Below are 23,658 nucleotides of genomic sequence, written 5' to 3'. Positions count from 1 at the left end.
TAAGGAGGACACCATGTCCAAAATCCTGTTTCTGGATGTGGACGGCACTCTGGTGGATTATGAAAACCGTCTGCCGGAGTCTGCAGCGGCGGCCGTCCGCATGGCGAGGGCCAACGGTCACCGGGTCTATCTCTGTACCGGACGCAGCAAAGCGGAGGTCTATCCCAACCTGTGGGAACTGGGGCTGGACGGCATGATCGGCGGCAACGGCAGCTATGTGGAGGACCACGGCCATGTGGTCATGCATCAGCATCTCACGGCAGACCAGTGCCGCCGCGTGGTGGATTGGCTCCACCAGCGCGGGCTGGAATTTTATCTGGAGAGCAACAACGGCCTGTTTGCCAGTGAGCGGTTTGAGACGGCTGCCCAGCCGGCGATCATGGAATACACCCGGCGCAAGGGCGGCTCCGCCGAGGGGGTCACGGTGCGCACCATGATGCCCGACATGATCTACGGGGGGACTCTCTACCGGGACGACGTCAATAAAATCAGTTTTCTGCTTCGCAGCTACCAGGACCATCTGGATTCGGCGGCGGCCTTTCCGGACCTGCAGCCCGGTACCTGGGGCGGAAAAGGGAAGACCGCACTCTTCGGCGACCTGGGCGTCAAGGGGATCACCAAAGCCCATGCCGTGCAGGTATTGCTGGCGTATCTGGGTGCTGATGCCGCCGACACCATCGGATTCGGCGATGCCAAGGTGGATGTGCCGCTGCTGGAAGCCTGCGCCTGCGGGGTGGCCATGGGCAACGGCGGGCCGGAGATCCGGGCTGCCGCCGACTATGTGACCGACGATGTGGAATGCGACGGATTGTACAAGGCGTTCGATCATCTGGGCCTTTTGTGAAAAAGGTACAATTGTACAAAAAACAGGCCGGGATATGGACGGACGATGCGCTTTTCGGGCCAAAATTTGACCGAAATACACAAAAAAGCCGTGCATTTTTGGGCTATTTTCCGTTGACGATGCACGCTGAGTATGTTATTATAATAACGACTTAATTATATGTCACGTGTGCCTGTGGGGCACGCGACTATGGGAGGAAAAAGCAATGAAAGAGTTCACGTATACGATCAAGGAGCCTGTGGGCATCCATGCTCGTCCGGCCGGTTTGCTGGTCAAGGAAGTCAAGGGCTATCAGAGCACTGTGACCATCATCAAGGGTGACAAGTCCGTCAACGCCGTCAAGCTGATGGCGCTCATGGGCATGGGCATCAAGTGCGGCGACACCGTGACCGTTCAGGTCGAGGGTGCCGACGAAGAGACGGCCGCTCCTGCGCTGGAGAAGTTCTTCAACGAGCATCTGTAATCACAAAAAAACTCCGAAGGCCGCGGCCGCTGTACTGGTATGGCGGCGCGGCCTTTGCTAGTATTGTAAGGAGGTTCCCACATGATCACCATCCAGGGCAAGGGTGTTTCTGCTGGTGTCGGCATCGGCCCGCTGTATTTTTATCGTCGTGCCACCGCCGAGATCAAGCGTTATACTGTGGAAGATACCGAGGCCGAGTGGCATCGTTTCAAAGGTGCTCAGACCGGCGCCATCGAGCAGCTGGGCAAGCTGGCCGAGCAGGCCCGCGCCGAGGCCGGCGACGAAGCCGCCATGCTGTTTGAGACCCATCAGATGATGGCGGAAGACCTCGATTATGAGGAGGCCATCGAAAACCTCATCAACGAAGAAAAGCTGAATGCCGAGGCCGCTGTCTCCGACGTGGCCGAGCAGTTCGCCGCCATGTTCGCTTCGATGGATGACGCCTATATGCAGGCCCGTGCGGCCGACGTGAAGGACGTCAGCCAGCGCATCCTGAGCATTCTGTGCGGTGTGGTGCAGGGCGGCATTGCGTCGGAGGTGCCGGTGCTGCTGGCAGCCGACGACCTGGCCCCGTCCGAGACCATCCAGCTGGACAAGACCAAGATCCTGGGCTTTGTCACGGCGGGCGGTTCCGGTTCCAGCCATACCGCCATTCTGGCCCGTACCATGGGCATCCCGGCCATCGTGGGCCTGGGCGACGCCCTGAAGCCGGAGTATGAGGGCCGCCAGGCCATCGCCGACGGCAGCACCGGTGCGCTGGTCATTGACCCCGACGACGATACCCGTGACCGCCTGATGAAGAAGCGGGAAGAGCAGCTGCGTCTGCAGCGGCTGCTGGAGACTCTCAAGGGCCAGGCCAACGTCACCAAGGACGGCAAGACCATCCGCATCTACTGCAACATTGGCTCTCCCGAGGACGTCCACGCCGTGCAGGTCAACGACGGCGGCGGCATCGGCCTGTTCCGCAGCGAGTTCCTCTATCTCAACAGCAAGGATTATCCCACCGAGGACGAGCAGTTTGAGGCCTACAAGACCGTTCTGTCCGACATGGACGGCAAGGAAGTCATCATCCGCACGCTGGACATCGGTGCCGACAAGCAGATCGGGTACTTCAACCTGCCCAAGGAGGACAACCCTGCCATGGGCATGCGCGCCCTGCGCATCTGCCTGACCCGGCCGGAGATCTTCCGCACCCAGCTGCGGGCCTTGTTCCGTGCCTCTGCTTTCGGCAAGCTGGGCATCATGTTCCCCATGGTCACCAGCGTCTGGGAAGTCCGGGAAGCCAAGCGGATGTGCGAGGAGGTCAAGCGTGACCTGAAGAAGGAAGGCATTCCCTACGGCGAGGACGTCCAGATCGGCATCATGATTGAGACGCCGGCGGCTGCGGTCTGCAGTGACCGTCTGGCGAAGGAAGTGGACTTCTTCAGCATCGGCACCAACGATCTGACTCAGTACACCTTGGCCTGCGACCGTCAGAACAACGATCTGGGCCGGTTCTATGATCCTCATCATCTGTCGGTGCTGCGCCTGATCCAGATGGTTACCGAGAATGCCCATAAGAACGGCATCTGGGTGGGCATCTGCGGCGAGCTGGGCGCTGACCTGACGCTGACCGAGACCTTCCTGGCCATCGGCGTGGACGAGCTGTCCGTCACGCCGCGCTCGGTGCTGCCGCTGCGCAACGCCGTCCGCATGACCGATACCCGGGAGACTGCGCCCCGTATCCTGGCCGATCTGGCCGAGGATTACACCGCGCGCTGAGCCGGGCGTCCCGCCACAACCTGAAAGATAAGAAAAAGGAGAGCCTCCCCGCCAAGGGAGGCTCTCCTTTGTGTTTTTGTTCAGGTCAGTCCAGGTCAAAATCCCCGGGCAGCAGCAGTTCCAGACTGGCCGCAGGATCGGCAATAAGCCGCCGGGATTGATTCAGGATAGCCTTTTCCAGCGCGTTGCGTGCCATTCTGCCGTTGCCGTTGGTGGCGGCGTCCTCGGCCTGCTTGCGGTCAAACCAGGTGGTCAGAGGTTCCCGGCAGCCTTCCTCCAGCGTGTAGCCCTTGCTCTTTGCCAGGGAAAGCAGGATGCGGTAGAGTTCTTCGCCGGTATAGTCGGGAAATTCGATCTGGTTGGGGAAACGGCTGGCCAGGCCCGAGTTGGCGCTGAGGAACAACGCCATCTCTTTGGTGTAGCCGGCCAGGATCACCACCAGATCATTCCGGTGATCCTCAATACCCTTGACCAGCGTGTCGATGGCTTCCAGACCGAAGCTGTCCTCTCCGCCGCGGTACAGGCTGTAGGCCTCGTCGATGAAGAGCACGCCGCCCAGGGCACTCTGGATCACGCTGTTGGTCAGCGGTGCCGTATGGCCCACGTAGCGGCCTACCAGGTCGGCCCGGGTGACTTCCACCAGCTGGCCGCCCCGCAGGGCACCGATGGCCTTGAGGTATTTGGCCAGAATGCGGGCAATGGTGGTTTTGCCGGTGCCGGGGTTACCGGTAAAGATCATGTGCATGTTCACATCAGCCACCTGCAGGCCCTGGGCCTTGCGCCGCTGCTGGGCCTGCACGTTTTTGGCAATATCCCGCACATAGTTCTTGACTTCCGTCAGGCCGATAATGGCGGAAAGCTCCGCCTCTACGGCGTCCACGTCGCCGCGGTACTGCTGGGGCAGCAGCGCCAGCAGATCCATGGGGGTGCCGCCGTCTACAGCCAGGAAAAGCCGGTTATCCTGCACGGTGAGCAGGGCCGGGGTACCGTCGGCAGGGATGGTGTCGGCGTCCAGCACATACTCGGCAAGGGCGCGGTAGATCGTATCGCCGAAATCCTGTATGGCCTGCATGCCCCGGGCCTTGCCGTACTGGCCGGCCAGCAGATCCCGCACATCGGCCCCCATGGTCAGGGCCAGGCCGCACTGACGGCGCACCCGCTGGGCCAAATCATTAAGAGCTCGGGCTGCCACTGCGGCCAGGGCTTCGGGGGTGAAAGGCTGGGTACGGCAGATATCCCCGGCCACGGCATCCACAAAGCGGGCGCCGAAGGCATCGGCCAGCGCTTCCTCCCCCTTGGCGGAGAAAAAGACAAAATACTTGCCCCCGGCCTGCAGCTCACCAATGGCACCGGGAGCCAGTGCGGTTCCCACATCCACCAGGATGCCCCGCTGCAGCACATACCGGCTGGAGAGGGCCAGCGTGCCGTCCATGGCAAGGGCGGCGACCATGTTCCGATAGGTGGCGGCGCAGGCTTCGTAGTGGTCGAATGCCAGCACTTCGGCGTCGGACTGCAGGGCTGCGTAGAGGTCCTGCAGAAAGAGTTTTTCCTGTGCGGGGCCGGGGTAGAGGGACAGGTCCAGCGTTTCCACCAAGGCACTGTGCAAAATGCCCCGGGCGGCCAGCTCCTCCACCACGCAGTGCAGCGTGTAGTGTCGGCCGGTGCCGTCGGGACCGCAGAGCAGCATCAGATTCTTCGCCCGGGTGGTGTCAGAGACGGTGCCCAGTACAAAGGGACGGCGGAAGGCTTTCACCACGGCAGAGACAAAAGCGTCCTGCCCCAGCACATGGGTTTTGACCTTGTCCGCCACACCGGAAAAGTCCGCGCGGCCCGTCGCAGCAGGGCGGGGTGTCGGAGCCGCCACCGTGCCGCCCAGCAGACCGTCCTGCTTCAGGGAACGGGTCAGTTCACTGCTCATCTGCCGGACATGTTCGGCGGTCTGGCGGCCGGCTTTCTGCACCGTTTCCGCTGCTGCGGAGGCGGCTTTCTGACGTTTTTGGGCGGCGGTCAGCGCGTCCAGCTCCGACTGCATCTGCTGTACGGCCTCGTTGGCCCGGAAAGTCTCCTCGGGGGTGGCGGCGTATTTGCGGCCGCCCATCAGGCCGCGGACCCAGGCATCGTATTGATCTTCAAGACTCATCGTCATTCTCCCTTTCCGGGCGGGGCAGCTTCACGGTGTAGAAATCCTTCACACTGCATCCAGCACGACCACCGCCGGCGCAGGCACAGGCGCAGGCACAGCTGGAGGCACAGGCACAGGCGCAGGTGAAGTGGTGGTCGTTGCTGCCGCTGTCCCGGCGTCCCACACCGCCGCCGCGGCTGGAACCTCCGCCAGGCTGGAAGTTCTTGGGCGGATCGGTGCGGTGATACCCCGGCGGAGGTGGTGCCGTGCGGGCACGGCGGATGGTGTGCACGCCGTTGGTGTACCAGAACCAGTCATCGGGATAGAGCCCGCCGCCGAAACCACCGCCCCAGGAGGGGGAGCGGGAGGCAATGAGGAAGAAGCAGAACCCGAAGAACACCAGAAGCACCAGGACTGTCATGACGCCGGAGGCCACAGCACCGAAATCATCGGCAGGGCTGCCGTAGTCCTCGGCAGTCATGGCGGCGTCGGCTGCATAGCCTTCGGAGTAGGTGATAGGCACCGTCACGTGGACCTTGGCGGCCTGGCCGTGGGTCAGCGGGCCGAAATCCCAGATCAGGTAGTCCCCGTCCACACCGGTATTATCGGCAACAAATCCATCGGCATTCTTCCAGCGGATCTGCATATTGCCCACACTCAGGTCATCGAACCAGCCGGGGGTGAAGGTGAAATTCGCCGTGCCGTCGTCGTTGCGGGTGAACAGATGACTCTGATGTACCGAGAAGGCAAACCGAACCGCGCTCTCGCCGCCATTCTGGGCCGCTACGGCGGGGGAGTAGTAGCGCCGGGCAAAGACGACCTTGGCATAGCTGCCGCCGTCACTGGAATATTGCAGGTCGGCGATGGTGTCGGTCAGCGGGGTCAGGTCCTCCACATGGGAATTGGCCAGCCCGATCTTAACCCAGGTCAGGTACTGGGTGGCATCCCCGTCAATGACCTGCCAGTCGATGTCGTAGGTGATATCGGCGGAACCGTCCTCCCGCAGGTCTACCGTGACCACATAGTTGCGGATGTAGTCCATGTCCCCCTCTTCGGCGTAGGGCGCCAGATCCTGATCCACGGCAAAGACGGGCAGGGCGGTCAGCAAACAGCAGAGCAGCGCCGCCAGCCAGAGGGCCGCGCGGCGGACAGAAAAAACGGTTTTCATCGGCAGCCCTCCTGCAGGGGTGTATCCCCCAATTGGCAGCGCCGCTCCATGGCGGCGCTGGTGTTGCGGATGGCACTGCAGGCGGCACTGTGCCAGATGCGGTGCCAGGGCGTGCGTAAAAGATTCCCAAGGCCAGGGCCGGACAGCCAGCTCTGACAGGGCAGCACGGTGCCGTCGGGGCCCACCGCCATGTTGGAAAGGCAGGCACCGCAGCTGGGGATCTGGGTGAAGCCCAGTTCCCGCAGCGTCTCCTCGGGCAGCCAGCCGGGGCTGGTGAAGTTGATCTCCATACCGTGGGCGGCGGCGTAGTCCATCGCGGGGCGCAGCACTGCCACCAGCTCGTTGGGGGTCAGACGCTCGGCGCGGCTGGCTTCCGTCTCGGCATTGCCTGCGGGAATCAGCCCGCTGCAGGTCAGATAGCGGATGCCCAGCTCGTGGGCCAGCTGTACCGTGGCCAGGTAATCCCGGTTCAGACTGCACAGCGGTGTGTTCAGGCTGACGCTCAGCCCGGCAGCCAGGGCGTTCTTGATGCCGCCCAGCGTGTCGGTGTAGCCGTCCACGCCCACCAGGGTGTTGTGGATCTCCGGGTCGGCAGAATAGAAGGTGATCTGGACGGCGTCCAGACTGGCGTTTTTCAGATCCTTGCACATGGCGCTGGTCAGCATCCGGCCGTTGGTGTTCAGCCGGGTCACAAACCACTGGGCCGCTTGCACAAGTTTGATCAGATCGTTGCGCAGTGTCGGCTCCCCGCCGGTAAAGGTCAGCTGGGGAATGCCCGCACTGCGGCATTTCTCGATGACGGCCAGCCATTGATCGGTATCCAGCTCGGGAACGGCGCCCAGCGGCTGGTTGGCAGCGTAACAGTGCAGACACTTCTGGTTGCAGTGCCAGGCGCCATCCTTCATCATGGAACTGATCATCAGGTCCATACGATGGGGCGCGTTCATCCGGGGGGCATAGTCCCCCAGATGCAGCGGCTGCACATGGAGCGGCGGGGTCTGGCCCCGGGCCACTGCACACAGACAGTCCAGCATCAGCTGCAGGTCGGATTCGATCTGCAGTTCCGGGGTACGGCGGTAGACTTTGTGGGTGGCGGCCACGGCCTGGGCCGTGACGGCCGACCAGTCAGCGGGAGTCAGTTCCTTGCCGCTGTGAGGGTGCAAAGCGTCGATCAGGTTGGTCAGCAGGATCGCCCAGCTGACGTTCAGGGGCAGAATGTCCTGCCCGTTGAGGATCGCCACAAAGGGGGTATCCCGGTCGGGGCGGCGGCAGGGGATCAGGTGGATGCGTACAACGCCGGGACCGTCGGGGTCCAGCGTCACATGGCGCACACGGGACAGATGCCCGTGCAGAAAGACGCGTTCCGCATAGGTCAGGTATTTCATCGGGGATGATTCCTCCGCAAAGTTACAGAATGGTTAAATTGGTAAAAGTATACCATAGATGGGGCGTAAATACAACCGCAGCCCCGGGGGATCTGCACAACAAAAAATGCCTGCCGCACAGGGCGGCAGGCATGGCGGAAACAGTCAGATGGAGCGGAACCCCTTGCCCACGATCTCGCTGCTGTTGACGATGGTGATGAAGGCGTGGGGATCGTTGCGGCGCACGAAACGGCGCAGGTGCTGGGCCTGGCCGCGGGTGAGCACCGTCATGAGCACCCATTTCTCCTCGTGGGAGTAGGCACCCTCGGCCCGTTCCTCGGTAGCGGAACGGTTGAGCTCCTTGACGATGAAATCCCGCACCGGGCCGGGATTGGTGGTGACCACGGTGCAGACCTTGCGCAGGTTGATGCTCTCGATGGCGCTGTCTACCACGGTAGTCTTGAGCACCATGCCCAGAATGCAGTACAGTCCGGTGGCGGGACCATAGAGATAGGCGCCCACCAGCACGATGGCCAGGTCACTGATGAGCAGGGCGCGGCCGATCTCCAGACTGGTGTACTTGTGCAGGATCATGGCGACGATGTCGGTACCGCCGGTGGAGGCGCCGATGTTGAAGACGATGGCGCTGCCCACGGCGGGCAGGATGACGGCGTAGCACAGTTCCAGAAACACATCGTGGGTCAGGGGGGCGGTCAGCGGCCAGATCCGTTCACACAGGCTGACGAAGAAGGACAGGGCAAAGGAAGAATAGATGGTCCAGCCCATGGACCGGACGCCCAGAAAGGCGAAACCCAGCAGAACGAGGATGGCGTTGACGATCCACATGAAGAAGCCCACGTTCCACTGGGGGAACAGACTGGACAGGATGATGGAAAGGCCCGAGGTGCCGCCGAAGGCGAAATGGTTGGGGGTCTTGAAGAGGGCGATGCCCAGGGCGGTGGCGATGAGGCCCAGGTTGAGCAGTGCGAAAAACTTGGCGTCCTCCACCAGCATTTTTTTGGTGGGGCGCTGGGGCAGAAGATGCAGCATAGATATTTGATTCCTCACAAAACCGGCCGCAAGCCGTTAAAACGTCAGGTTGCCGAACTCCGAGAGTTTCAGGTTCTCGTTGTGCTGTTCGGCCCAGTTGATGCTCCAGGAGCTGCCGAAGAGCAGCAGATGGTTTCCTTTCAGGTCCTCAATGGGGCGGGTATCGCTGGTCAGGTCCAGATGCTTGGGATCCAGCTCATCGGGGTCGTTGGTGATCCAGCGCAGGTACTCATAAGGCAGCTGCTGCATGCGGATCTCCACGTTGTACTCGTTTTTCAGGCGGTACTCCAGCACTTCCAGCTGCAGCACGCCCACCACGCCGACGATGACTTCCTCCATGCCGGAGCCCAGATCGCGGAAGATCTGGATGGCGCCCTCCTGGGCGATCTGCTCCATGCCCTTGACGAACTGTTTGCGCTTCATGGTATCCACCTGGGTCACCCGGGCAAAATGCTCCGGCGCGAAGGTGGGAATGCCGGCAAACTGCACATGGGGCTTGCCGGTGCACAGGGTGTCGCCTATGGAGAAGATGCCCGGATCAAACAGACCGATGATGTCGCCGGCGTAGGCTTCGCTGACGATGGCCCGGTCATCGGCCATCAGGCTGGTGCCGGTGGCCAGCTTGATGTTCTTGCCCTCCTGCACGTGGTAGGCCTCCATGCCGCGCTCGAACTTGCCCGAGCAGATGCGCAGGAAAGCGATGCGGTCCCGGTGGTTTTTGTTCATGTTGGCCTGGATCTTGAAGATGAAGCCGGAGAAATTCTCGCTGCAGGGATCCACCACCTCGCCGGAGATGGCATCCTTGCGGGGCAGCGGGGTGGGGGTCAGGCGAAGGAACTCTTTCAGGAAGGGCTCCACACCGAAGTTGGTCAGCGCCGAACCGAAGAATACCGGCGACAGCGTACCGTTGTGCACGGCCTCCAGGTCGAATTCCTCGGCGGCACCGTCCAGCAGTTCGATATCCTCCGCCAGTTTCTGGTGGTTGTCGGCGCCGATGAGCTCGTCCAGCTTGGCGTCGCCCAGCTCGGCCTCGATCTCGTCCACCATCTTCACGCCGTTGGCACGGCCGTCGCTCTCGAAGGCCAGCACCCGGCGGGCGTTGCGGTCAAAGACGCCCTTGAAGCCCTTGCCGCAGCCGATGGGCCAGTTCATGGGATAGGTCTTGATGCCGAGGATCTCCTCGATGTTGTCCATCAGTTCAAAGGGGTCCCGGGCTTCCCGGTCCATCTTGTTGATGAAGGTGAAGATGGGAATATGGCGCAGCGTGCAGACCTTGAACAGCTTGATGGTCTGCGCTTCCACGCCCTTGGCGGCGTCGATGACCATGACGGCGGAGTCGGCCGCCATCAGGGTACGGTAGGTGTCCTCGCTGAAGTCCTGGTGGCCGGGGGTGTCCAGAATGTTGATGCACTTGCCCTGGTAGTTGAACTGCAGCACCGACGAAGTGACCGAGATACCGCGCTGTTTCTCGATGTCCATCCAGTCGGACACCGCGTGTTTGGCACTCTGCTTGCCCTTGACCGAACCGGCCGTCTGGATGGCGCCCCCGTACAAAAGCAGCTTTTCGGTCAGGGTGGTTTTACCGGCGTCGGGGTGCGAGATGATCGCAAAGGTCCGCCGGCTTTCAATTTGTTCGCGCAATGATGGCATGAAAACTGACTCCTTATTTCTTTACATACATGTGACGGATGTTCCATAGCGTCGATGTCACATCGGGGCACACTCCTCTACAATACTAACGTACCCTATCATACATGGTTTTCGGCGGAATTGCAACGGGAAATTTCCCGTGGTATAATCGAACCATCCTACAAAAACAACCGGGAGGGACCTGTATGCCGCTGCAGCTTGCCGTTCTGTCCACCAGCCGAATCGTAGAAGAGTTCTTGCACCATCTTCCCGAAATGCCGGAAATTTCGGTGCAGGCGCTCTGCTGCCGTCCCCAGAGCGGGGAGAAGGCCCGCGCCTGGGCCGCAGAGTACGGTATCCCCCAGGTGTATACCGATGAGGAAACCTGCTACCGGGCCGGCGGGTTTGACGCCGTCTACATCGGCACCGCCAATCATTTGCACTACGAGGCGGCCCGGCGGGCGCTGGAGGCCGGCTACCATGTGATCCTGGAAAAGCCCTTCACCGGTACGGCCGCCGAAGCCCGGGCACTTTACGCTCTGGCCGACCAAAAGGGTGTGATGCTGCTGGAGGCCATCACGGTGTATTATCTGCCGCAGTTTGCCTTTTTGCGGCGGGAACTGGAAACCATCGGCCCGGTGCGCGGCGCCATGGCCAGTTTCTGCGCCCGCAGCCGCCGGTATGACGATTTCCTGAAAGGCATCTGGAACACCACCTTCGACCCGGCCTGTCAGGGCGGCGCCCTCAACGACATGAATGTCTATAACCTCCATCTGCTGACCGGCCTGCTGGGCGCACCCCGGCAGGCGGAATACCGCGCCACCCGCGCCGCCAACGGCATTGACACGGCGGGACTGGCGCTGCTGGACTACGGGGATTTCACCGCCGCCGCCCTGGCTGCCAAGGACAGTGACGGCGTCAACGGGATGGTCCTGCAGGGGCCAGGCGGCCATCTGGTGGTGGAGGGCGGCACCAACGCCCTGCCGGTGGTCTACTGCGTGCCGGGCGCGGTGCGGGGCAGCACCGCGCGCAGGGAAGGCCCTGCCGCCGCGCGGTTTCGCATGGCCTATGAGTTCGCGGCGTTTGTCCGGATCATCGCCGAAAGGGACACTGCCGCCGAGGCGGAGGCCCGGGCCCGGACGCTGACCGTCATGGATCTGCTGGACAAGCTGCACGCCGAGGATTTGCCGCAGAAATAATGTATAAATCTCATCCCGCCGTCCCACACTAGGGGCATACACAAAATTTGCCGTAAAGGACGGGGGAAGATGAACCATATCAAATCGTTTTTCAAGGAGAAGGGCCTCTACCTGTTCTGTCTGGCGCTGGTGTTTGCCGCTACGGCGGCGGGCATTCTGGCGCTGCGCAGCGTCGTGAACAACATGTCGGAGCTGACACAGCTCCGCAAAGATGCGTTGCAGGAGGACAGCACATGGACGCAGCCCGATACCACCGTAGACAATCCGGCCAGCGACGTGCCGAAACCCACTACAGCGCCCTCAGCCGCGCCCTCTGCTTCGCCCTCCTCGTCTGGGGCGCAGTCGGAGTCTGCCGCTGCCTCTGCCGGACCTGGCGGCACTGCCGCGCCGTCCGCGCAGCCTGCGGCCTCCTCGGCATTCTGGCAGACGAAGCCCATCGCGGAATTCAGCGGTGAGGAACTGGTCTACAACGAGACGCTGGGCGACTGGCGCACCCACAACGGCGCCGACTATGCGGCCAAGGCCGGGGAGGAGGTCAGCCCGGTCTGCGGCGGCACGGTGACAGCGGTGACCGAGGACGCCCTGTGGGGTACCGTGGTGGAGATCACCGACCAGAACGAGGTGCTCTGGCGGTATTGCGGTCTGACGGAGGCGTCGGTCAAACCCGGCGAAGGAGTGACCACCGCCACCACACTGGGCAAGGCAGGCAGCGTCCCGGCGGAGAGCAAGATCGCCGCGCACATTCATCTCGAGTGCCTGAAGGGTGAGGAATACCAGGACCCCGAAAGCATGAAATAAGAAAAATCCCGTTCCGACTGGAACGGGATTTTTGGGTTATCGGTAGGATTTCACGTTGAGCATCCGGGTGGCGTTGAGCACCGCCAGGACCATGACCCCCACGTCGGCAAAGACGGCCCACCACATGTTGGCCACGCCCACGGCGCTCAGCAGCAGGCAGAGGAATTTCACGCCCAGGGCAAAGACGATGTTCTGGTAGACGATGGTCATGCACTTGCGGGCCACCCGCATGGCCAGACCGATCTTGGCCGGGTCGTCGTCCATCAGTACCACGTCGGCAGCTTCGATGGCGGCGTCGCTGCCCAGGGCTCCCATGGCAATGCCGATGTCTGCCCGCATGAGCACCGGGGCGTCGTTGATGCCGTCCCCGGCAAAGACCAGCATCTTGTCGGCGGGTTTGGCAGTCAGCAGCGCTTCCACCTGCTGCACCTTGTCGGCGGGCAGCAGCCCGGCGTGGACCTCGTCGATGCCCAGTTCGGCGGCGACCTTGTCGGCTACGGCGGGGCTGTCACCGGTGAGCATGACGGTGCGCACGCCCTGCCCGCGCAGATCCCGCATGGCCGCGGCGGCGGTGGGCTTCTCCTCATCGGAGATCAGGATGGAGCCAAGGAACGCTCCGTCCCGGGCCACATAGACGATGCTGCCCGCGCCGTCGTCGGCCGTATAGGCGATGCCGTTGGCCTCCATCAACCGGGCATTGCCGGCCAGGACCACCTTGCCGTCCACCAGGGTGCGCACACCCTGGCCGGCAATCTCCTGGGCGTCGGCTGCCCGGCGGGCATCCACATCGGGGCAGGCATCCCGCAGGCTCTTGCTGATGGGATGGCTGGAAAAACGCTCCGCGAGGGCGGCGTTTTCCAGCAGCTCTGTCTCGGTCACCCCGTGGGCCGGGTTGACCCGGGTCACAGCAAAGACACCTTTGGTCAGCGTGCCGGTTTTGTCAAAGGCCGCCACGCCGGTATGGGCCAGCGCCTCCAGATAGTTGCCGCCCTTGACCAGAATACCGCACCGGGAGGCACCGCCGATGCCGCCGAAGAAGGTCAGCGGAATGGAGATGACCAGCGCGCAGGGACAGCTGATGACCAGGAAGGTCAGGGCGCGCAGTACCCAGGTGGTCCAGCCGCCGCCCAGCACCAGCGGGGGCAGCACGGCCAGCACCAGTGCCGCCAGACAGACGGCCGGGGTGTACCAGTGAGCAAATTTCGTAATGAAGTTTTCCACCTTGGCCTTTTTCAGACTGGAGTTTTCCACCAGGTCCAGGATCTTCGCCACGGTGGATTCGTCGTAGGCCTTGGTGGTGGTGATGCGCAGCAGGCCGTCCTCGTTGACGCAGCCGCTGATCACGTCATCCCCGGGGCGAACACTGCGCGGGCGGCTCTCGCCGGTCAGGGCTGCGGTGTTCAGCGTGCTTTCCCCGCTGAGCACCCTGCCGTCGATGGGGATCTTCTCACCGGGCCGTACCACAATGACCGAACCCACCGCCACTTCGTCGGGGTCCACCACCGTCACGGTTCCATCGGCCTGCTCCAGATTGGCGCTGTCGGGGCGGATGTCCATCAGCTCGCTGATGCTGCGGCGGCTTTTGCCCACCGCATAGCTCTGGAACAGCTCACCGATCTGGTAGAACAGCATGACGGCCACGCCCTCGGCGTATTCGCCGCAGCCCATGGCGCCCACGGTGGCCACCGCCATCAGGAAGTTCTCATCAAAGACCTCGCCGCCCTTGATGCCCAGCACCGCCTTGCGCAGCACATCGTAGCCGATCACCAGATAGGGGATCAGCCAGACGATCAGCTGGCCGTACCACGGCAGGGCAACAAACTGCAGCGCTACTGCGGCGCACACCGTCAGCACTGCGGCCAGGATGATGCGCCGCAGCGTCTTTTTCTGCTTCTTGGTCATGGAAAGATGCCTCCGTCCGCGCCTTCGTTACAGTTCGATCTCGAAATCCGGCTCGATCTTTTTCGCCGCACGTACAGCCTGCTGCAGGACCTCATCAAAGCGGTCATCGTCGGCTGCCAGCAGCATCTTCTGGGTCATGAAGCTGACACTGGCGTTCTCCACGCCGGGCAGTGCCTTGACGGCGGTCTCGATTTTGGCGGCGCAGTTGGCGCAGTCCACTTCGATCTTGAATTTCTTCTGCATAACAAAAACTCCTTTTTTATATCATGCTTACTCTTCTACATGCTCCATGCCCAGGGCAATCATGCTGCGCACGTGGTCGTCGTCCAGGGAATAGTAGATGGCCTTGCCTTCCCGCCGGAACTTCACCAGCTTGCTGGTCTTGAGAAGACGCAGCTGGTGACTTACGGCGCTCTGGGAAAGACCCACCACCTGGGCAATGTCGTTGACGCAGAGCTCGCTTTCAAAGAGGGCATACAGAATCTTGATGCGGGTGGTGTCGCCGAACACCCGGAACAGCTCCGCCAGATCGTAGAGGATCTCGTCCCCCGGCAGATCATCCTGCAGCTTCTGCAGGGCCTGCTCATCCAGCGGCTGGCCGTCGGCAGGCAGGGCGGCATCGTGCAGTGCCATGGCAAACATCCTTTCATATGTTTATTTGTTCATATGATACACCGGAGAACGCCGCCTGTCAATAGGAAAAAGAAAAAATCCCCGCATCACTGCGGGGATTCGTGAGTCAGGATTGTTGCGGCGGCACAAAGCCGGGTTCACCGGGCAGGATGACGCCGTTGTCGGTGAGCATCTGGCGGAATTCCGCGTCAGGCATCTCAAAGATCACTTCCTTGATCATGCCCGGCTCATGGACCAGGATCTTCCAGGGGGCGCCCTCCGGCTGCTGTAAAAACAGAATGCCCGAAACAGTGCCCAGGCCCTGGATGCCCTCGTCGGCCCAGAAGGCAGGGGAGGGGGTCACATAATAGTGGTCCACCATCCGCCCGTCGGCGAAGTCGTGCTCAATGGCAGCGGGGACTTCTCCTTCAGCCTGTTCCGATTTGTATTGCAGATGCAGGTTGGTAAAATCTGCGGCGGTCATGGTTGCCCCTCCTTGTTTCGATCAGACGCGCAGGCTGGCACCCTCGCCGTCGTTGGTGCCCTCGTCGAACTCGTAGTCGTTGCCGGGCAGGATGGCGTTGAGCAGGATGCCTGCGATGGCGGCGATGGCCAGACCCGAGAGGTTGACGGCCATGCCGGCGATGTTGAAGGTGATGCCGCCCACCGAGTCAAAGCCCAGGGCACAGACCAGGATGACGGCGGCGATGATGAGGTTGCGGGAGTTGGTGAAGTCCACCTTGTTTTCCACGACGTTGCGCACGCCGATAGCGGAGATCATGCCGTAGAGCACGAAGCTGATGCCGCCCACGATGCCGGTGGGGATGGTGTTGATGATGGCTTCAAACTTGGGGCAGAAGCTCAGCACCAGGGCGAAGACGGCGGCGATGCGGATGACCAGCGGGTCGTAGATCTTGGTCAGGGCCAGCACGCCGGTGTTCTCACCGTAGGTGGTGTTGGCGGGGCCTCCCAGCAGGCCGGCCATGGTGGTGGCCAGGCCATCGCCCAGCAGGGTACGGTTGAGGCCCGGGTCGCGGATGTAGTTCTTGCCGGTGGTGGCGCTGATGGCGGCGATGTCGCCGATGTGTTCCATCATGGTGGCCAGGGCGATGGGCACGATGGTGAAGAGGGCGCTGATGAAGGTCTCGCTGCCGTCGATGGCAAACAGGCCCATGGATTCCTTATGCACAGGCAGACCGAACCAGGACGCTTCGGCGATGGCGGCAAAATCCACGGCGCCGGTGAGCAGAGCAACCGCGTAGGCCACCAGAACGCCGATAAGGATGGGCAGGATCTTGACCATGCCTTTGCCCCAGATGTTGCAGATGATGACGGTGGCCAGAGCCACGAAGGCCAGCAGCCAGTTGCTCTGGCAGTTGGTGATGGCGCTGGGGGCCAGGATCAGGCCGATGGCGATGATGATGGGACCGGTGACCACCGGCGGGAAGAACTTCATCATGCGGCGGATGCCGAACGCCGAGATGAGGAAGCTGAACAGTACGTACACCAGGCCGGAAAACGCCACCGCCGCGCAGGCATAGGGCAGATTTTCGGGGTTGGCGCCATCATTGCTCACGATGGTAAAGCCGCCCAGGTAGGCAAAGCTGGAACCCAGGAAAGCGGGTACCTTGCCCTTGCACAGAAAGTGGAACAGCAGCGTGCCCAGGCCGGCACACAGCAGGGTGGTGCTGACGCTCAGCCCGGTCAGCAGCGGCACCAGCACGGTGGCGCCGAACATGGCGAACATGTGCTGCGCGCCCAGGATCAGCATCTTGGGGGTGCCCAGTTGGCGGGCATCGTAGATACCCTTGGAATAATCGATCGTCTTTTCGCTCATGAAATCCTCCTGATTTTCAAATGTCCTGCCGCAAAAAAGGAAGCCGCAAACCGCCGCTTCCCGTTTACAGTTTCAGTATAGCGGGTTTGACGGCAAAACGCAAGGCAAAGCGGCAAAAAGACGGCGTCTTGCATTCGGCTGCAGCGGCCGCTATAATAATACAAAAGAAATGTAGCAAAAGGGGAAATGGAAGATGTTGGAACCGGGGATCCAGGGACATGCGGCGCTGCGCGTCACCACAGAGAACACCGCCCGGGCGCTGGGCAGCGGGGAACTGGATGTACTGGCCACGCCGGCGGTGGCGGCCCTGATCGAAAAGGCCTGCTGGAAATCGGTGGCAGGGGAGCTGGATATGGGCACCGGAACGGTGGGAACCAGCCTTTCGCTGGTCCATACGGCGCCTACGCCCATCGGGATGGTGGTGCGCTGTGACTGTGAACTCACCGCGGTGGCCGACCGGCGTCTGACCTTCACGGCGCGGGTCTACGACGATGTGAGCGAGGTGGCCCACGCCACCCACGAGCGCTACATCGTGGACAACGACCGCTTTACCCACAAGGCTTCCGCCAAACTCAATGCCGACTGAACAGAAATAGCCCCACCGGTGTGGGGCTGTTCCCTTTAATAGATTGCTTCCTCCCGCCAGTGAGCCAGGCGGTGCACGGTCTCGTCGCTCTCCACCCATCCCTCGTCGGGATCGGGGACGGCGTCGGGGGCATAGTGGGCCATCACGCCGGGCACCTGGCCTTTCAGGTATTCCTTCGCCTGTTTCTGGCGGCTGGGAGCGGTGCGGCGCAGCATGGCGCCCTTTTCAGAGTCTTTGTCCTTCATGGATGTTCCCTCCCTTCCCGGATAGCTTGCCCGGTCCGGCATCTACCCAAACCCGCCAAATTGTGGTATACTACCCTTTCCGAAACTATATCCCAAAGGAGTCCTGTCTAGTATGGAAGTCAAGATCAATCAGGTGATTCTGCATCTGCTGGATCCCGGCGCGTCGGAACCGCTGCTCTCCGACCGGCCGATGGACCTCGACACCGATCTGTTTGAATATTTTTCCGCTGTGATCGAGAAAGCCTTCGTCAGCGACGAGGTCAAAAACTGCCGTTTCCTGCCCGATTCCGCGTTTGCCCAGGAGATGGCCCAGAACCAGGACTTCGTGGACCTGTCCCGCCGTATTGCGGGGGTCATCTTCGAGCAGATGCTGCAGTACCCGGCCATCCCGGCGGGGGACCTGGCGGTGGTGGATTTCGCGGGGGACGGCGTGCCCTACTACGGTGTTCTCAAACTCAATTACCGCCCCGGCTACACCCACCATACCGAGACAATGGGCAACGGACGGTTCAGCAGCATGGTGCCCCAGCGCACGCTGCTGCCCGGCACCCCCAAGGCCGACGAGGCAGCCCTCATCGACCGGGCCAACGGTACGGTGCGCCTCATCGAAAAGAAGTTCAACCTGGACGAAAAAAAGGATTTTTATCTTTCCACCCGGGTTTTCGGCTGCACCGAAGCCATGCAGGAGAAGGCCAAGCTGAAAGCCGTCTGCGAGACCGCCGTGGCAGCAGTGAAGGAGGCCTACCCCGAACCGGAGGAACTGGACGACGTGCCGCCTTTTGACGGCGGCACCGAGACGGCCGTGGAGCTGATGGTGCGCAACCAGGCGGTGGACAACACCATCTCGGTGGAGGATGTGCGCACCCGTATGCGGGAAAACTATCCCCTGGCGGCCCCCAAGTTCGAGGCGGCCCTGGCCGAGACCGGCGTACAGGAAAACGACCGGGTGACGGTGAGCCCGGCCCGGATGAAAAAGCTGGAAAGCCGCAGCTTCAAGACGGAATCCGGCATTGAGATCAAGATCCCGGCGGAGCTCTGCAATTCCGACGATGCGGTGGAGTTCATCCACTCGGCCACCGGCGGTCTGAGCCTGCTGATCAAGGACGTACTGGTGTGACGTTGTGCCGCCTGCCGATGCCCGGCGGGCGGTTTCGTGTACACAGAAAGGACTTGCCTGATGGAATGGAAAGATGGACGCCCCCGCTGCCGCTGGGCCAATCCCGAAAATCCCCGTTACCTTTACTACCATGATAAGGAATGGGGCGTACCGGTACACGACGACCGGCTGCTCTTTGAAATGCTGATCCTGGAAGGGTTCCAGGCAGGTCTTTCCTGGGAGTGCGTGCTCAACAAGCGGGAAGCCTTCCGCCGCGCCTTCGACGGCTTTGCCTGGGAGAAGGTGGCCGCCTACGACGCTGAAAAATGTGAGGCCCTGGCCCGGGATCCCGGCATCATCCGCAACAAACGCAAGATCGCGGCGGCGGTGCAAAATGCCCGGGTCTTCGAGGACATCCGGCGGGAATGGGGCAGCTTTGACCGCTATCTCTGGCACTGGACGGAGGGCAAGACCCTCTGTGAGCGGGACAAGACCACTTCGCCGCTCTCCGACGCCCTGTCGGCCGATCTGCGCCGGCGCGGGATGAAATTTGTGGGGTCCACCATCGTCTATGCCTATCTGCAGGCGGTGGGGGTGCTCTGGAGCCACGAGGAGGACTGTTTCCTGCGGGAGCCGCCCTGCCAAAACCCGTGAAACGGATCCGGCAAATGTTGGCGATTTTTGCGTCTTTCCGTCAAAGACATTGTGTGGTACAATAAGATTGTATCGTATGAAGAAAAACAACGGACCGCGATCAAAAAGAGGACTGACAAAATGTTTGAAAGCCATCTGTTTGCCCGCTGTACGGCGCATCACGCCGTGCTCTACTGGGACAAACCCGCTGCGGCGGGCACCAGGGCGGAATATATCGTCTATCTGAACAACGAGCCGGTGGGGACCACCGAGCGCACCCACTACACCCTGGGCAATTTGGAACCCCAGACGGAATACCGGGTGGATGTGATCTTTGAAAACCAGCCTGTAGGGGCCTGCATGCTGCGCACCGGGGCGGAAAAGCACCGCATCAACGTCACCGAAGCTCCCTACTGGGCCAAGGGGGACGGCATCACCAAGAATACCGCCGCCCTGCAGCGGGCCATTGATGCCTGCGGCCCCGGCGATGCGGTCTACCTGCCCGCTGGCACCTACTTGACCGGGGCATTGCAGCTGCACAGCGATATGGAGCTTTACCTGGAGGAGGGGGCCGTGCTGCAGGGCACAGCGCAGCTGGTGGATTACCAGCCCCGCATCCCCAGCCGGTTCGAGGGCATCGAGCGGCGCTGCTATTCCAGCCTGCTGAATCTGGGTAAGATGGACCATGACGACGGCTACAACTGCGTGAATGTGGTCATCCGAGGCAAAGGCACCATCGCCGGCGGCGGCAAGGCGCTGGCGGATGCCATCATTGCCGACGAGCGGGAGCATCTCAAGGACTATCTGGCCGAGCATCTGGACCTGGTGGAAAGCTGCGATGAGGAGGACACCATCCCCGGCCGGGTACGTCCGCGGCTGGTGAATCTGAGCAACTGCCAGAACGTCTGGATCAGCGGTCTGACGCTGAAGGACAGCCCTTCCTGGATCCTGCAGATGATCTACAGCGACAACATTGTCACCGACCACTGCGCGTTCCATTCGGAAGGCATCTGGAACGGGGACGGCTGGGATCCTGATTCCAGCACCAACTGCACCCTGTTTGCCAGTGAGCTGTATACCGGCGACGATTCGGTGGCCATCAAGAGCGGCAAGAACCCCGAGGGAAATGCCATCGGCCGCCCCAGCGCGCATATCTATATTTTTGACTGTCGGGTGGGCTCCGGGCAGGGGCTCTGCATCGGCAGCGAGATGTCCGGCGGCGTGGAGGATGTCCAGATCTGGGACTGCGATCTGGAAAATTCTTTTTCCGGTCTGGAGATCAAGGCCACGGCCAAGCGCGGCGGCTATGTGCGCGGTGTGACGGTGCGGGACTGCAAGGCACCGCGGGTGATGATCCATGCGGTGCCCTACAACGATGACGGCGAGGCTGCCGACACCGTGCCGGTGCTGGAGCACTTCACCTTTGCGGGGCTGACCCTGACCGGCCGGGCCCTGAACAGCAAGCAGGAATGGAAGGATGTTTCCCCGGTGGAGCTGGCGGGCTTTGAAGGACCCAATGGCACGCTGCGGGATGTGAACTTTGACGGGCTGACGATCACGGCCAAGGCACCGCGCCTGCCGCTGCAGTATTGCAGCGACGTGACGCTGCGTGGCGTGACCTGCCTGCCGCCGCAGGAGAACTGACCCTGCGGCAGAAACGCAGACAAGGGGGTAGAAACCATGGAACTTTCCGAACTGACCGCCCAGGCACGCCGTGCCACCGAGGAACTGCTGGAGGCAGCGCACCTGGAAACGGGGGATATCTTTGTGGTGGGATGCTCCAGCAGCGAGATCACCGGCGGGCGCATCGGTCATCATTCCAGCATGGAGGCGGCTGCCGCCGTGCTGGCGGGGGTACTGCCGCCGCTGCAGGAACAGGGCGTCTATCTGGCGGCCCAGTGCTGCGAGCATCTGAACCGTGCCATCGTGCTGGAGCGGGAGGTGGCCAAGACCTATGGCTATCAGATTGTGGCGGCGATCCCGCAGCCCCACGCGGGCGGCAGCTGGGCCACCAACTGCTGGCATACCTTCCAGGACCCGGTCCTCGTGGAGGAGGTTCAGGCGGCTGCCGGTATGGATATCGGCGGTACGCTCATCGGCATGCACCTGCGCCGGGTGGCGGTGCCGGTGCGGCTGAGCATCGACCATATCGGGCAGGCGATCCTGCTCTGCGCGCGCACCCGGCCGCCTTTCATCGGCGGAGCCCGCGCCGTCTACAGTGAGGAGGAACCGCGATGATCCCCGAAACACAGAAACAGCAGATGACCGAGGCTGTCGCCCGGATCCGGGAGCGGATGGCTGAGGCCGCCCGCCGTGCCGGGCGGGATCCGGCAGAGGTCAGCCTCTGCGCCGCCTGCAAGACCCGCACGGTGGAGGAGGTGCGCTACAGCGCCGACCTGCCCATCGACCTGTTCGGGGAAAACCACGTGCAGGAACTGGTGGAAAAGACTGATGCCGGGGCCTACAACGGCAAACCGGGGCATTTCATCGGGCATCTGCAGACCAACAAGGTCAACAAGGTGGTGGGGCGTGCGGCGCTGATCCAGAGCGTGGACAGCACCCGCCTGCTGGACAAAATCGAGGCGGCCGCCGCCCGGCTGGGACTGACCCAGGAAATCCTCATCGAGATCAACATCGGTGCCGAGGAGAGCAAGAGCGGGGTGGGACCTGACGACCTGTGGCCGCTGCTGGAGGCGGCCGCTGCCAAGGAACATCTGCGGCTCCGCGGCCTGATGGCTATTCCGCCCGCCGATGCCGACGACGACCAGACCCGCCGTTTCTTTGCCGAGATGCGGGAACTGCTGGCCGCTGCATCGGACCGCCACTATGACAATGCCCAAATGGACATCCTCTCCATGGGGATGAGCCACGACTATGCCATGGCCATCGAGGAGGGCGCCACCATTGTCCGGGTGGGCACTGCCATCTACGGCGCCCGGGACTACAGCAAAAAGTAACAGCAAAACCAAACGCCTGTGCGGAAACGTTTCCGCACAGGCGTTTTTTGTTTGGCATAGGATGGTGTGTGGGGCTTTACTGGACCGTGGCCCGCCGCATCCAGCGCAGTCCCAGTGCGGTCAGTGCAGCCAGGAGTACCAGCAGGGCGGCCACCGGCATCTGCCAGCCAAGGGGCCGGAACAGCTCTGCTGCCGGATGCACCCACTGACTCATGGTGGTGGTGCCCAGCATGAAGACGAGATAGGCGCCCCAGAATCCCTTGACGCCGAACCGCTGAACCAGTCCGCCCAGGAAAAGGCCGACCCAGAGCGGCAGCAGCAGGACGGCGGGCCAGATCAGCCAGGGAATCCACTCCCAGGGAAAGGGGCCGTACCCGGTCAGGAAACGGCGCACCAGGGCGTCCACCGTGCCCACCGCCAGAGCAACGACCAGCTGTACCAAGTTCAGCCGCAGGCAGTGCAGCAGGATGCCTGCCACAAGGCCCTGCCGCGTGGAGGAAAAGCTGAGAAACAGCGAAAACTGCACGCTCAGATAGACGATGGCCAGAATGGCGTCGACGAGGAAGAGCATGCCCAGCAGAATCCCCACCACCAGCAGAGGGGCATCCCCGGGGTCACCGGTCCGGAAGGCAATCAGGCCCAGCCCCTCGCAGAGGAGCACCAAGGCCGCCAGCACGGGCAGCAGCCACTTGAAATCGTCCCGGGTATAGCCCAGTACAGCGCGAATTGTCCGATGCATAGAACTTCCTCCTTTACACCTGGGTGATGGTAAAATGCTTCAGCCGGTGCAGCGTCAGCGCCGCAAAGGGCAGGCTCAGCAACCCCAGAACCAGCCCATAAAAATTCACGGTGTGGGGCAGAAAACTGCTCAGCAGCATAAAGACCATCATCTGCATGTAGACCACCACAATCAGCAGAATGGCCCCCACCCGCTTTGCCATCGGCAGGGCGGAAAAGTCCAGGGTGCCCAGCCAGAGCATGGCGCTGCACAAAAGCAGTTTGTAGCCGAACCCTGGCAGGGGATATTCCGTCAGGGCGGCAATGAGCTGGTTCATCTCGGCATAGAAGAGCCGGGTGGTCACCAAACTGCAGAGCAAATCCAGCCCCAGACAGAGCAGGGGGATGATCAGACAGAACCCGAAGGCGGCGCCGCGCAGGGAACGCCGGGTCGTGCCGAAACTCAGGGCCAGTGGGGCATAGCCGCTGATGGCCTGAGCCGCACAGATGCCGATCATCACGTCATAGAGGACGAAAAAGCCCTGCAGATAGCCAAAGAAGAGACTGCTCCCGCCGGTGGCGAAGCAGAGCAGAAGCAAAACCGGGTAGAGCAGCGTCACAATGCCCACCATGACCAGGGCGGGCTTGAGCAGAAACCAGAGGGTTTTTGCCATC

24 protein-coding genes are annotated in these 23,658 nt (G+C 62.1%); 11 read left to right on the top strand and 13 right to left on the bottom strand.

The window, feature by feature from the left end; all coding sequences use genetic code 11:
* The first annotated feature begins 13 nt into the window (after positions 1-13).
* From NQ490_RS03705 to ptsP, 3 genes are all read left to right on the top strand, one after another.
* Complete coding sequence (locus tag NQ490_RS03705) at positions 14-844, top strand: Cof-type HAD-IIB family hydrolase (protein ID WP_007047502.1); 831 nt, start codon at positions 14-16, stop codon at positions 842-844.
* A 205-nt stretch (positions 845-1,049) separates the two neighbouring features.
* Positions 1,050-1,307, top strand: a complete 258-nt coding sequence (locus tag NQ490_RS03700) for an HPr family phosphocarrier protein (protein ID WP_007047500.1) — start codon at positions 1,050-1,052, stop codon at positions 1,305-1,307.
* Positions 1,308-1,388: 81 nt separating this feature from the next.
* The gene (gene ptsP / locus NQ490_RS03695; RefSeq protein ID WP_007047499.1) at positions 1,389-3,068 is read left to right on the top strand and encodes a phosphoenolpyruvate--protein phosphotransferase; all 1,680 of its coding nucleotides are present in this window, start codon (positions 1,389-1,391) and stop codon (positions 3,066-3,068) included.
* A gap of 85 nt (positions 3,069-3,153) precedes the next feature.
* Here the strand turns inward: ptsP and NQ490_RS03690 are convergent, their stop codons facing one another.
* The 5 genes from NQ490_RS03690 to NQ490_RS03670 form a co-directional block, all read right to left on the bottom strand.
* Positions 3,154-5,208, bottom strand: a complete 2,055-nt coding sequence (locus tag NQ490_RS03690; RefSeq protein WP_147644690.1) for an AAA family ATPase — start codon at positions 5,206-5,208, stop codon at positions 3,154-3,156.
* Positions 5,198-6,358 carry a hypothetical protein gene (locus NQ490_RS03685; protein ID WP_007047497.1) on the bottom strand — a complete coding sequence of 387 codons (1,161 nt, stop codon included), beginning with the start codon at positions 6,356-6,358 and terminating at the stop codon, positions 5,198-5,200. Before NQ490_RS03685 ends, NQ490_RS03690 begins: the two co-directional genes overlap by 11 nt.
* Positions 6,355-7,743 (bottom strand): radical SAM protein, encoded by a 1,389-nt coding sequence (locus tag NQ490_RS03680; RefSeq protein ID WP_007047496.1) that lies wholly within the window; start codon positions 7,741-7,743, stop codon positions 6,355-6,357. The genes NQ490_RS03685 and NQ490_RS03680 overlap by 4 nt, the downstream gene beginning before the upstream one ends.
* 144 nt (positions 7,744-7,887) lie before the next feature.
* Positions 7,888-8,772 (bottom strand): YitT family protein, encoded by an 885-nt coding sequence (locus NQ490_RS03675; protein ID WP_007047495.1) that lies wholly within the window; start codon positions 8,770-8,772, stop codon positions 7,888-7,890.
* 36 nt (positions 8,773-8,808) lie between these two features.
* Entirely contained in the window at positions 8,809-10,422 is a 1,614-nt protein-coding gene (locus NQ490_RS03670) for a peptide chain release factor 3 (protein ID WP_007047494.1), read from the bottom strand.
* Between the two features lie 185 nt (positions 10,423-10,607).
* Here NQ490_RS03670 and NQ490_RS03665 point away from each other — a divergent pair, with 185 nt between their 5' ends.
* Both NQ490_RS03665 and NQ490_RS03660 read left to right on the top strand, forming a co-directional pair.
* The gene (locus NQ490_RS03665; protein WP_007047493.1) at positions 10,608-11,600 is read left to right on the top strand and encodes a Gfo/Idh/MocA family protein; all 993 of its coding nucleotides are present in this window, start codon (positions 10,608-10,610) and stop codon (positions 11,598-11,600) included.
* Between the two features lie 69 nt (positions 11,601-11,669).
* On the top strand, positions 11,670-12,398 hold the full coding sequence (locus NQ490_RS03660) for a M23 family metallopeptidase (protein ID WP_007047492.1): 729 nt from the start codon (positions 11,670-11,672) through the stop codon (positions 12,396-12,398).
* Positions 12,399-12,434: 36 nt separating this feature from the next.
* Here the strand turns inward: NQ490_RS03660 and NQ490_RS03655 are convergent, their stop codons facing one another.
* From NQ490_RS03655 to NQ490_RS03635, 5 genes are all read right to left on the bottom strand, one after another.
* A complete protein-coding gene (locus NQ490_RS03655) occupies positions 12,435-14,300 on the bottom strand; it encodes a heavy metal translocating P-type ATPase (RefSeq protein ID WP_007047491.1) in 1,866 nt (621 codons plus the stop codon).
* A gap of 27 nt (positions 14,301-14,327) precedes the next feature.
* Positions 14,328-14,543 carry a cation transporter gene (locus NQ490_RS03650; RefSeq protein ID WP_007047490.1) on the bottom strand — a complete coding sequence of 72 codons (216 nt, stop codon included), beginning with the start codon at positions 14,541-14,543 and terminating at the stop codon, positions 14,328-14,330.
* 27 nt (positions 14,544-14,570) lie between these two features.
* Positions 14,571-14,942, bottom strand: a complete 372-nt coding sequence (locus NQ490_RS03645) for an ArsR/SmtB family transcription factor (RefSeq protein ID WP_007047489.1) — start codon at positions 14,940-14,942, stop codon at positions 14,571-14,573.
* Positions 14,943-15,039: 97 nt separating this feature from the next.
* Positions 15,040-15,396: a hypothetical protein gene (locus NQ490_RS03640; RefSeq protein ID WP_007047488.1), complete on the bottom strand. Its 357-nt coding sequence runs from the start codon at positions 15,394-15,396 to the stop codon at positions 15,040-15,042.
* A 21-nt stretch (positions 15,397-15,417) separates the two neighbouring features.
* On the bottom strand, positions 15,418-16,749 hold the full coding sequence (locus NQ490_RS03635; protein WP_007047487.1) for a uracil-xanthine permease family protein: 1,332 nt from the start codon (positions 16,747-16,749) through the stop codon (positions 15,418-15,420).
* A gap of 193 nt (positions 16,750-16,942) precedes the next feature.
* On the opposite strand from NQ490_RS03635, the gene NQ490_RS03630 reads away from it, so the two are divergent.
* A complete protein-coding gene (locus tag NQ490_RS03630; RefSeq protein ID WP_007047485.1) occupies positions 16,943-17,335 on the top strand; it encodes a thioesterase family protein in 393 nt (130 codons plus the stop codon).
* A gap of 35 nt (positions 17,336-17,370) precedes the next feature.
* On the opposite strand, the gene NQ490_RS03625 is transcribed toward NQ490_RS03630, so the two are convergent.
* Complete coding sequence (locus NQ490_RS03625; RefSeq protein WP_007047484.1) at positions 17,371-17,580, bottom strand: hypothetical protein; 210 nt, start codon at positions 17,578-17,580, stop codon at positions 17,371-17,373.
* Positions 17,581-17,692: 112 nt separating this feature from the next.
* On the opposite strand from NQ490_RS03625, the gene NQ490_RS03620 reads away from it, so the two are divergent.
* The 5 genes from NQ490_RS03620 to NQ490_RS03600 all read left to right on the top strand — a co-directional run bounded on the left by NQ490_RS03620 (position 17,693) and on the right by NQ490_RS03600 (position 22,266).
* A complete protein-coding gene (locus NQ490_RS03620; protein WP_007047483.1) occupies positions 17,693-18,697 on the top strand; it encodes a nucleoid-associated protein in 1,005 nt (334 codons plus the stop codon).
* A 60-nt stretch (positions 18,698-18,757) separates the two neighbouring features.
* The gene (locus NQ490_RS03615; protein ID WP_007047482.1) at positions 18,758-19,330 is read left to right on the top strand and encodes a DNA-3-methyladenine glycosylase I; all 573 of its coding nucleotides are present in this window, start codon (positions 18,758-18,760) and stop codon (positions 19,328-19,330) included.
* A gap of 120 nt (positions 19,331-19,450) precedes the next feature.
* Positions 19,451-20,953 (top strand): glycosyl hydrolase family 28 protein, encoded by a 1,503-nt coding sequence (locus NQ490_RS03610; RefSeq protein WP_147644689.1) that lies wholly within the window; start codon positions 19,451-19,453, stop codon positions 20,951-20,953.
* Positions 20,954-20,989: 36 nt separating this feature from the next.
* Complete coding sequence (locus tag NQ490_RS03605) at positions 20,990-21,547, top strand: TIGR01440 family protein (protein ID WP_007047480.1); 558 nt, start codon at positions 20,990-20,992, stop codon at positions 21,545-21,547.
* Positions 21,544-22,266 (top strand): YggS family pyridoxal phosphate-dependent enzyme, encoded by a 723-nt coding sequence (locus NQ490_RS03600; RefSeq protein ID WP_007047479.1) that lies wholly within the window; start codon positions 21,544-21,546, stop codon positions 22,264-22,266. Before NQ490_RS03605 ends, NQ490_RS03600 begins: the two co-directional genes overlap by 4 nt.
* A gap of 76 nt (positions 22,267-22,342) precedes the next feature.
* On the opposite strand, the gene NQ490_RS03595 is transcribed toward NQ490_RS03600, so the two are convergent.
* Positions 22,343-23,005: a hypothetical protein gene (locus NQ490_RS03595; RefSeq protein ID WP_007047478.1), complete on the bottom strand. Its 663-nt coding sequence runs from the start codon at positions 23,003-23,005 to the stop codon at positions 22,343-22,345.
* 13 nt (positions 23,006-23,018) lie between these two features.
* Positions 23,019-23,657 (bottom strand): hypothetical protein, encoded by a 639-nt coding sequence (locus NQ490_RS03590; protein ID WP_040917812.1) that lies wholly within the window; start codon positions 23,655-23,657, stop codon positions 23,019-23,021.
* Position 23,658: the final 1 nt, after the last annotated feature.

This window comes from Subdoligranulum variabile (assembly GCF_025152575.1).
GTDB classification, from domain to species: Bacteria; Bacillota; Clostridia; order Oscillospirales; family Ruminococcaceae; genus Gemmiger; species Gemmiger variabilis.
This window is presented reverse-complemented; position numbering and strand designations above follow the sequence as displayed.